The sequence below is a fragment of the Sphingorhabdus sp. genome, assembly GCF_044357595.1.
Classification (GTDB): Bacteria; Pseudomonadota; Alphaproteobacteria; order Sphingomonadales; family Sphingomonadaceae; genus Sphingorhabdus_B.
In genome coordinates, this window is sequence record NZ_JBIKPH010000086.1 from 1 (window position 1) to 10,282 (window position 10,282).

At 57.0% G+C, this 10,282-nt stretch carries 10 protein-coding genes; 9 read left to right on the forward strand and 1 reads right to left on the reverse strand.

The features are described 5' to 3' along the window. From purE to ACIQ2T_RS09190, 9 genes are all read left to right on the forward strand, one after another. A partial coding sequence (purE, locus tag ACIQ2T_RS09150) for a 5-(carboxyamino)imidazole ribonucleotide mutase (protein ID WP_397590543.1) occupies positions 1-483 on the forward strand: 483 nt, incomplete at its 5' end. A 9-nt stretch (positions 484-492) separates the two neighbouring features. Further along, entirely contained in the window at positions 493-1,563 is a 1,071-nt protein-coding gene (locus tag ACIQ2T_RS09155; RefSeq protein WP_397590544.1) for a 5-(carboxyamino)imidazole ribonucleotide synthase, read from the forward strand. Positions 1,564-1,586: 23 nt separating this feature from the next. Then, on the forward strand, positions 1,587-2,084 hold the full coding sequence (locus tag ACIQ2T_RS09160; protein ID WP_397590545.1) for a dihydrofolate reductase: 498 nt from the start codon (positions 1,587-1,589) through the stop codon (positions 2,082-2,084). A 23-nt stretch (positions 2,085-2,107) separates the two neighbouring features. After that, positions 2,108-3,295, forward strand: coding sequence for a dipeptidase (locus tag ACIQ2T_RS09165; RefSeq protein ID WP_397590546.1), 1,188 nt, complete (start codon positions 2,108-2,110; stop codon positions 3,293-3,295). Between the two features lie 2 nt (positions 3,296-3,297). Next, positions 3,298-4,221, forward strand: a complete 924-nt coding sequence (locus ACIQ2T_RS09170; protein ID WP_397590552.1) for a bifunctional riboflavin kinase/FAD synthetase — start codon at positions 3,298-3,300, stop codon at positions 4,219-4,221. Between the two features lie 94 nt (positions 4,222-4,315). Beyond that, positions 4,316-7,081, forward strand: a complete 2,766-nt coding sequence (ileS, locus tag ACIQ2T_RS09175) for an isoleucine--tRNA ligase (protein WP_397590547.1) — start codon at positions 4,316-4,318, stop codon at positions 7,079-7,081. Between the two features lie 153 nt (positions 7,082-7,234). Continuing rightward, positions 7,235-7,783, forward strand: coding sequence for a signal peptidase II (gene lspA, locus ACIQ2T_RS09180; RefSeq protein ID WP_397590548.1), 549 nt, complete (start codon positions 7,235-7,237; stop codon positions 7,781-7,783). Further along, positions 7,780-8,043 carry a DUF3035 domain-containing protein gene (locus ACIQ2T_RS09185; RefSeq protein ID WP_397590549.1) on the forward strand — a complete coding sequence of 88 codons (264 nt, stop codon included), beginning with the start codon at positions 7,780-7,782 and terminating at the stop codon, positions 8,041-8,043. Before lspA ends, ACIQ2T_RS09185 begins: the two co-directional genes overlap by 4 nt. Before the next feature lie 12 nt (positions 8,044-8,055). Beyond that, positions 8,056-8,469: a DUF3035 domain-containing protein gene (locus ACIQ2T_RS09190; RefSeq protein WP_397590550.1), complete on the forward strand. Its 414-nt coding sequence runs from the start codon at positions 8,056-8,058 to the stop codon at positions 8,467-8,469. Positions 8,470-8,490: 21 nt separating this feature from the next. Here the strand turns inward: ACIQ2T_RS09190 and dxs are convergent. Further along, positions 8,491-10,282 (reverse strand): 1-deoxy-D-xylulose-5-phosphate synthase (gene dxs, locus ACIQ2T_RS09195; protein WP_397590551.1); only part of this gene is annotated, 1,792 nt, incomplete at its 5' end.

A 10,282-nucleotide genomic window follows, 5' to 3' on the forward strand; every position in this document is an offset into this window, starting at 1 on the left:
GAAGCAGCGCCGCTTATTGGCATTATCATGGGAAGCCGTTCGGATTGGGAAACCATGCGTGAGGCTTCAGCGACACTGGCTACGCTCCAAATCCCACATGAATGCAAAGTGGTGTCTGCGCATCGCACGCCCGAACGCTTGTATGATTATGCAAAAGGCGCGGTTGGGCGTGGCTTGAAATGCATCATTGCTGGCGCAGGCGGCGCGGCGCATTTGCCCGGCATGGCGGCATCCATGACGCGTCTGCCAGTGCTTGGCGTGCCCGTGCAGTCGAAAGCGCTGGACGGGATGGACAGCCTTTTGTCCATCGTCCAGATGCCCGCCGGAATTCCAGTGGGGACCTTGGCGATTGGCAAGGCGGGCGCAACAAACGCGGCCTTGCTGGCGGCGGCAATGCTGGCGAATGAGGATGCGGCGCTTGCCCAACGGCTTGATGCATGGCGCGCAGCACAAACGGCGTCGGTCGCCGAAACGCCCGAATAAGTTTGCGTGATGGCTGCTTTACCCCCCGGTTCAACTATTGGAATATTAGGCGGCGGTCAGCTTGGCCGTATGCTTGCGGTCGCCGCTGCGCAATTGGGCTATCGTTGCCATATTTACGCGCCACCGGGTGATAATGTCGCGTGCGATGTGGGCGCTGCATATACTATAGCAGAATTTGATGATTTGGCCGCACTGAAGGCATTTGCCAACGCGTGCGATGTTGTAACCTTCGAATTTGAAAATGTGCCCGTGCCGCCGCTTGAAACGATCACTGGCCTTGTTCCGGTTTACCCACCGCTCAAAGCATTGGAAGTAGCGCAGGATCGGGCTGCGGAAAAAAATTTCGTGCGTGCGCTTGGCGGTAAGACGGCGGAATTTTCAGTGGCGGAGGACGAGAGTGCATTGCCCGTGGCGATTGACGCAGTTGGCATGCCCTGCATCCTGAAAACCATCCGCTTTGGTTATGACGGCAAGGGACAGGCGCGGATCACGGCGCGGGGGGACATTGCCGGCGCGTGGGAACGGACGGGTGCCCAGCCCGTCATTGCCGAGGCGATGGTGGCGTTTGATGCGGAATACTCGGTGATATTGGTACGCGGCCAAGATGGCGAAATCCGTTTTTGGGACAGCCCGCGCAATCTACATGTCGGTGGCATCCTTGCGACATCGACGCTGCCGTCGGGCACTTTGGTTGAAAGCCAGCAGCAAGAAACGCGCGCGCTGGCCGCAGCGGTCGCATCAGCGCTAGACTATGTCGGCGTGTTAACTGCCGAATTCTTTGCCAGCGCGCAAGGCCCAGTGTTCAACGAAATCGCACCGCGCGTGCACAATAGCGGGCATTGGACCATCGAAGGTGCGGCAACCAGTCAGTTTGAAAACCACATTCGCGCCATTTGCGGCTTGCCGCTTGGCGCGACGGACAAGGTTGCTGAACGGGTGGAAATGGAAAACCTGATTGGCGACGATGGCGACCGATTTGAGCAGATTTTATCTGATCCTGCGGCAAGCCTGCATCTGTATGGCAAGGCTGAAGCACGGCCGGGGCGAAAAATAGGCCACGTCACCCGCTTGTATCGGTAAGAAAAAGTCTGCAAGACGGGCGCATGAATCATCCCGAAATCGTTCTTGTCCTCGCCCGCGCCGTTAATGGGACAATCGGGAGGGACGGCAGCATGCCATGGCACATTCCCGCTGACCTGCGCCATTTTAAGCAGGTCACCAAAGGACGGCCAATGATCATGGGCCGCAAGACCTTTGACAGCCTGCCTGGCTTGCTCGACGGACGCCGCCACATCGTGCTCACCCGCGACACGGCTTGGGAGGAAGAAGGCGCCGAGGTTGTCCATTCGGTTGAGGACGCGTTGAAGCGTGCCAATGGGCCGCATGTATGCATCATCGGCGGAGCCGAGATTTACGAATTGTTCTTGCCGCTTGCTGACCGCATAGAACTCACCGAAATCGATGCTAATCCCGAAGGGGATGCATCAGTGCCCGCCTTTGACATGTCCATATGGGAGGAAATAGAGCGCGCGGGACACGAAGCCGAAGGCGGCGCTCCGGCCTTCGATTTTGTAACGCTGGTGCGGCGCGAAGTTGCCTAAATAGCAACGTGCAGGGGGGATATATGCGTAAAAGATTTTGGATGCCGGCGACATTGATTGCCGCTGCTGCAATGGGTTTCTTTGGGTTCCTGCCGAGCTATGTCGAAGGATCGATGAATCAGGTCGACGGCAAAGCCTTGATTGCGGTCAGTGACGAAGCCAAGGTTCTGCACAAGACGTTGAACATCGTGGACCTGCACAGCGACACGTTAATGTGGGACCGCGATATCAACGACCGCGTGTCGCGCGGCCACATGGATTTGCCGCGCTTGCAAGATGGCAATGTTGCGTTGCAGTTGTTTTCGTCCGTTACAAAGACGCCAAAGAACCAGAATTATGACGGCAATGGCGCCGATAGCGACAACATCACCTTGCTCACCTTTGCGCAGTTGCAGCCGGTGAAGACATGGCATTCTTTGGTCGAACGGTCATTATATCATGCGGCGAAACGTGGCGATGCCGTTGCGGGTTCGAACGGCGCGTTGGCAGCGGTGAATTCAGCGGCCCAATTGGACACATTGCTTACCGCACGGCAAACAACTCTGCGTCCGATCGGCGCGATGCTCACGATTGAAGGCCTCCAGAATCTGGAAGGTAAAGCGTCCAATCTTGACCGGTTGTATGATGCCGGCTTCCGTATGGCCGGACTTACACATTTCTTTGACAATGAACTGGGCGGGTCAATGCATGGCCTGAAAAAAGGCGGGCTTACCCCCTTTGGCCGTGATATTGTCCGGCGAATGGAGGCGAAGGGTATGATCATCGATATCGCCCATTTGTCTCATACCGGCGTTGCCGAAGTGCTCGCCATGGCAACGCGGCCAGTGGTCTCCAGCCATGGCGGCGTGCAGGCGACATGTAAGGTCAACCGCAACCTGACCGATGATGAAGTGCGCGGTGTGGCCAAAACCGGCGGAGTCATCGGCATTGGTTATTGGGATGGCGCAATCTGTTCAACCGATCCCCGCGCCGCTGCCAAAGCGATGAAGCATGTCCGCGATCTTGTCGGCATTCAGCATGTGGCTTTGGGGTCGGACTATGACGGCGCAACCACAGTGCGTTTCGACACGTCGCAATTGGTTCAAGTGACGCAAGCATTGATGGACGAAGGCTTTACGGCGCAAGAAATCCGCGCCGTCATGGGTGAAAATACCCTGCGCGTCATTCGTGCAGGGTTGGTTCCGATGCCAAAGGCTTCCGCAGTACAATGACCATTCCGCGCCTTTCTGCTAAAGACCGCATGCCTGACGCTTTGCGCGGCGGGGTCGCGGCCTTGGGCAATTTTGATGGCTTCCATTTGGGGCACCAAGCAGTGGCGGGTGAAGCCATAGCGCAGGCCAAGGCCGCTGGCCGCCCAGCCATTATCGCCACATTTGATCCGCATCCCGTGCGCTTCTTTGCGCCGCAATCACCTTGGTTCCGGCTGACAACACTTGATCAGCGGCAGCGCTTTTTCGAAGCTGCGGGCGCGGATGCGATGTTGGTGTTCGATTTCGATGTGGAACTTGCCGCGACGAGTGCAGACGATTTCATCGTCAAATTGCTGATCGAGCGGCTTGGGTTTTCGGCGGTGGTCACCGGCGAGGACTTTACTTTTGGCAAGGCCCGTGGCGGCAATATTGATGTGCTGCGCGAGATTGGCGCCATGCACGGGCTTTCCTCCACTGCGATGGGCCCTGTGGTCGATGACGCAGGTGTCATCTCGTCAAGCCGCGTTCGCACTGCGTTGCAAGACGGCAACTGCGCAACCGCGACCGCATTGCTCACGCGGCCTTTTGCCGTTGAAGGCGTTGTCCAGCATGGCGACAAAAACGGCCAACTCTTGGGCTTTCCTACGGCCAATATCGACATGGGCCATTATCTGCGCCCACGTTACGGCATTTATGCGGTGAAGGGGCGGTTGCCCAATGGCCGCGTGTTGAACGGCGCGGCAAACCTTGGCATCCGCCCGACCTTTGACCCGCCCAAGGAATTGCTGGAGCCACATTTCTTCGATTTTGCCGAAGACCTCTATGGCCAGAATATTGAGATTGAATTCCACGCCTTCATTCGCGGTGAGGCCAAGTTTGATAGCCTAGACGCGCTGATGGCGCAGATGGCGAAAGATTGTGACGAGGCGCGCGACATTTTGGCGTGACTTTTAATTGGACAGTGCGAACCGACTCTACTTCGCCAATTTTGCGCTCAAATAGTTGTCTAAAGCGCCAACCTCCCCTAAGCACCCGCACGATATGACCGAACCTGCTGACTCACCGAAACAAGACTATCGCGACAGCGTCTTCTTGCCCAAAACCGATTTTCCGATGAAGGCTGGCCTTCCGCAGAAGGAGCCGGGTATTTTAGCGCGCTGGCAGGCGGCAGATTTCTATGCGGAGCTGCGCAATCGCCGTCGTGGGCGGGAAAAGTTCATCCTGCATGATGGCCCGCCTTATGCGAATGGCGACATGCATATCGGCCATGCGCTGAACCATATCCTGAAGGACATGGTCGTCCGCACGCAGACATTGTTGGGCAAAGACGCGCCTTATGTGCCCGGCTGGGATTGCCACGGCCTGCCGATTGAGTGGAAGGTTGAAGAGCAATATCGCAAGAAGAAGCTGAACAAGGACGAAGTGCCCGCTGTTGAATTTCGCGCCGAATGCCGTGCTTATGCCCAGAATTGGGTCGATACGCAGCGCGAGCAGCTCAAGCGGCTGGGCATTAATGCCGATTGGGACAATCCCTATCTGACCATGGATTTTCAGGCCGAGGCAACGATTGTTGCCGAGCTGCTGAAATTCGCCGAAAGCGGCCAGCTCTACCGCGGCGCAAAGCCAGTGATGTGGTCGCCCGTCGAAAAGACCGCTTTGGCCGAAGCTGAGGTGGAATATGAAGATATCGTCTCGACGCAGATCGACGTGGCGTTTGAGATTGTTGAAGCACCCAACGAACCTTCGTTAGTTGGTGCTTTCGCGGTCATCTGGACAACGACCCCTTGGACCATCCCCGTCAATCAGGCTTTGGCTTACGGGCCAGAGGTTGATTACGTCGTTTCTGAGGTGGCTGGCCGCCGCTATATCTATGCCCTTGATCTTGAAGCTGCATTCTTGTCCCGACTAGGGGTAGAGTCTGTCGATCGTGGATATGGTCCTCTCAAGACTGGGGGGCTTGTTGATGCCTTCGTCCGCCACCCAATGCACCATCTTGGCGGCTTCTTTGCGAAACCGCGCCCAATGCTCGCAGGCGGCTTCGTCACCACTGACAGCGGTACAGGCCTCGTCCATATGTCGCCTGACCATGGCGAGGATGATTTCGACCTGTGCAAGGCGAACGGCATCGATCCCGTCTTCGCGGTCGAAGGCGACGGTAAATATCGCGCCGACTGGCTCTGGCTGGGCGGTGAAGGCAGCGTCATCAACCCCAAGTTCAACGCGCCTGATGGCCCCATCTGCACCGCTTTACGCGAAAGCGGCGGGTTGCTCGCGGCGTCGGCGGATTACAAGCACAGCTACCCGCACAGTTGGCGGTCGAAGGCGAAGGTCATTTATCGCTGCACGCCGCAATGGTTTGTGCCGATGGATAAAGCCACTGTTGGCGCTACGTTGCGCGAAAAGGCGGTCGCCGCCATTTCGGACACCCGCTTCATCCCCGAAAAGGGCCGCAACCGCCTGTCGTCGATGGTCGAAGGCCGCCCCGACTGGGTGCTGTCCCGTCAACGCGCATGGGGCGTACCGATCACCTTGTTTGTGAAAAAGGGGACCAACCAATATCTCGACGACGCGGCCGTGAATGCTCGCATCATTGCGGGCGTGCGCGCACAGGGTGTCGATGGTTGGTCCGAGGAACGGGCGCAGGAATATCTTGGGCCCGACTACGCACTCGCAGATTATGAGCGCGTAACCGACATTCTTGATGTCTGGTTCGATTCGGGATGCACGCATGCCTTTGTCCTTGAAAGCGGACGTTGGCCTGATCTGCAATGGCCTGCGGACTTGTATTTAGAAGGTAGCGACCAGCATCGCGGCTGGTTCCAGTCTTCCTTACTACAAAGCTGCGGTACGCGGGGGCGTGCGCCCTACAATGCGGTGCTGACCCACGGGTTTACGATGGACCAAAAGGGCATGAAAATGTCCAAGTCATTGGGCAACACGATCAACCCGTTGGACCTGATGCGTGACAGCGGCGCGGATATCTTGCGGCTTTGGGCGCTGACGGTGGACTTCACTGAGGACCACCGGATCGGCAAGGAAATCCTGCAAGGCGTGTCCGACCAGTATCGCAAATTGCGCAATACCTTCCGCTATCTGCTTGGCGCGCTCGATGGTTTTTCCGATGCCGAAAAGGTCGCGGTTGCCGATATGCCCGAGCTCGAGCGTTATATGCTCCATCTGCTCGCCGACATGGACGTGAAGTTGCGGGAAGCGGTCGATGACTTTGACTTTAACAATTATGTCCGGTTGCTGACCGATTTTGCGAACGAAGATCTGTCGGCCTTCTTCTTCGATATCCGCAAGGACAGCCTCTATTGCGATGCGGCCACTGATCCGAAGCGCATGGCCTACCGCACGGTGTTGGATACGCTGTTCCACGCCCTCGTCCGCTACGCGGCCCCAATGTTGGTGTTTACCAGCGAAGAAGTTTGGCAGACGCGGTTTCCGGATGCGGTTAGCGTCCATTTCTCGGATTGGCCCAAGGTTGATGCGGGTTGGATTGATACAAAATTGGCCGAAAATTGGGGTCGCATCAGGGGAGCCCGTATGCTGGCAAACGAGCTGATCGAACCTATGCGACGCAACAAGGAAATTGGCTCAAGTCTGGAAGTTGAATATAGCTATCCGGGTGATGCCCGCGAAATCGACCTCGCCGAAATATTTATCGTGTCTGCGGTGCATCTTGGCAGAGAGGAAGGCGCAGTTAAAACCGCCAACCATAAATGCGGCCGCTGCTGGCGGCATTTGCCTGAGGTTGTTGATGACGGCGCTTTGTGCGGACGTTGTGCGGATGTTGTTGGTGGGTAAGACTCATCAAACCCTCCCCATTTATGGGGAGGTGGCAACCCACAGGGTTGACGGAGGGGGCTGGCGGCTTACACGAGAGGGAATGTGCGTATTTACCTCCCCCTCCACCTCGCTTCGCGTGGTCCCCCTCCCCGTGAACGGGAAGGATTAAGCATGAATTCCAACTCCAAATTCCGCCTGCAGGGCCTCATGCTCGCAAGCCTTGCGTTCATTGCGGATCAGATCGTGAAATATGCGATGCTTGGGCCGTTGCAACTTCAAAGCCGCGGCGTCATTCACATCATTTCGTTCTTTGACTTGCGCTATGCTGAAAACCGCGGCGTTTCGATGAGCTTTTTAACCGCAGACAGTGACGGCGAACGATGGGCGCTGGTGGCATTGACTGGCGTGATTGCTGTCGCTGTTGGCGTTTGGATGTGGCGCGAAAAACTGCGCGGTGATGTGCTTGCTTTGTCGCTGGTACTGGGCGGCGCGCTCGGGAATATCGTCGACCGCGTGCGTTATGGCTATGTCGTAGACTATGCCGACCTGCACTTTGGCGCTTTCCGACCCTTTTACATTTTTAACCTGGCCGATGCCTGCATCAGCATCGGCGTGATGATATTGCTTGCCCGCGCCTTTCTGATAAGCGACAAGGCGTCGGACCGCGGGTCTGTTGTTCAGGAACCCGTAAGCAGCGCCGACATAGTGGAGAAGTCATGAAGCGGATACTTATCTTAGCGGCAGCGTCAGTTGCTATTCTCCCGCTTTCTGGCTGCGGAACGACGAGCGTTTATCAACGCGATCGCCCTGATGAATTTGCCGTCACCCGATCAGAACCGATCCAGGTTCCTGCCGAGTTTAATTTGCCCAAGCCGACACCCAACGCTCCGCGTCCGCAGGCTGGCGACACAAAACAGCAAGTTTTGGACGCCATGTTTGGTGGCAATGTGCCCACGTCACGTCCGCAATCCGGCCAGTAAATGGAGATGCATATGAATAAGAAATCTTTGCGTCTTGCCGCTGCAACGCTTGCACTTCCAATGCTTTCCGGCTGCGCATCTGTTGGCAATATGCTTGGTGGCAACAAAACTGCTGCGCCTATTGCAGGCCGCGCAGCACCGCTGGTGGTTCCGCCGGACTTCGCGCTTGAGCCAACCGCAGCAACCATGACGCGTTCAACTGACACAAGTCAGGAACAAACCTTAGAGGCTCTATTTGGCGGCATAGCAACGCGCTCAGCGGCTGAACGTTCGATTTCGACCACCTCTGGAACGGCCGAAGCTGGCATCCGATCATCGGTCGGTGACCCGCAAACCACTACTGTGAACAAGGGCAGCATTACCCGCGACATTATCGCTGCGCCTGATGGTGACGGCCAGACCGCTCAGGCGATCATTCCAAACTAACGCATTGAAAGCAAAGCTGCTTTAAGCGCGCACGCTCGCTTCCTCCACGCCCGCGCTGTTGTGGCGAAGGGCTTTCAGCACAGTTTCGACAATCTGTGGCGCGTTCAGGCCGGCTTGGTCATATTGCTTCTGCGGCGAATCATGCTCCTGAAACATGTCAGGCAGGCGCATTGTGCGGATCTTAAGGCCCGTATCCATCAGCCCTGCGTCGCTGGCCAACGTCAGCACATGCGCGCCAAGGCCGCCGACAGAGGCCTCCTCGACGGTCACGATCACTTCATGTGTAGCAATCAGGTGGCGGATCATTTTTTCATCAAGTGGCTTGGCAAAACGCAAGTCGGCAACGGTGGTGCTAAGGCCCTTGGCATCCAGTGTATCCGCCGCCTTCATCGCTTCGACCAAACGTGTGCCGAGCGAGAGTATCGCGACTTTTTTCCCTTCGCGCATGATCCGGCCTTTGCCGATTTCCAAGTGCTCGGGCACTTCGGGCAGCGCAACACCGGTCCCGTTACCGCGTGGATAGCGGAAAGCGATTGGCCCGCTGTCATGCAGGACGGCAGTGTAAGTCATGTGCACCAACTCCGCCTCATCCGCCGGCGACATCACGACCATATTCGGCAAAGTCGCCAAATAGGTGATGTCGAACGATCCGGCATGTGTGCTGCCATCGGCGCCAACCAAGCCAGCGCGGTCAATGGCGAAGCGCACGGGCAGATTCTGGATAGCGACATCATGCACGACTTGGTCATAAGCACGTTGCAGGAAGGTGGAGTAGATCGCGCAGAATGGACGCATTCCTTGCGCGGCAAGGCCAGCGGCAAAGGTCACCGCATGCTGCTCAGCGATCCCCACATCGAACGAGCGTTCGGGGTGTGCTGCGGAGAATTTGTCGACGCCCGTGCCGCCGGGCATAGCCGCGGTGATGGCGCAAATTTTAGGGTCCGTTTCCGCAAGCTTAGCGAGCGTTGCGCCAAAGACATTCTGATATGAAGGTGGACCGCCGCCGGGGCCCTTTTCTTGCTTGCCCGTAATGACGTCGAATTTCACAACGCCGTGATATTTGTCGTCCGCGGCTTCTGCAGGGGCATAGCCCTTACCCTTTTGCGTAACGACATGGATCAGCACTGGGCCTTCGGCATTGTCGCGGACATTTTCGAGGATTGGAATAAGCTGGTCGAGATTATGGCCATCGATTGGGCCAACATAATAAAAGCCAAGCTCTTCGAACAAAGTGCCGCCCATGGCCATGCCGCGGGCAAATTCCTCAGCCTTTGAAGCTGCGGTGTAAATCCGGCGCGACAGCCTTTTTGCGAGCTTACTGGCAAGGCTGCGTAGGCCAAGATATTCGCTGGAGGATACCAGTCGCGACAAATATGCTGACAGGCCACCCACTGGCGGGGCAATCGACATATCATTGTCGTTCAGAATTACGACAAGTCGGTTGCCTGCGGCTTGAGCGTTGTTCATCGCCTCATACGCCATGCCGGCGGACATCGCACCGTCACCGATGACTGCAATCGCCTTTCCGGGCTTTCCAGCAATTTTATTAGCTACGGCAAAACCCAATGCTGCAGAGATCGACGTAGAGCTGTGGGCAGCGCCGAATGGATCATATTCGCTCTCGCTGCGCTTGGTGAAGCCAGAGAGGCCGCCGCCGGTGCGCAATGTGCGAATACGGTCGCGCCGACCCGTGAGGATCTTGTGTGGATAGCACTGATGGCCGACATCCCAAATCAGCCGATCATCAGGCGTATTAAAGACATAATGGATTGCGGTCGTGAGTTCGACAACGCCAAGGCCTGCGCCCAGATGG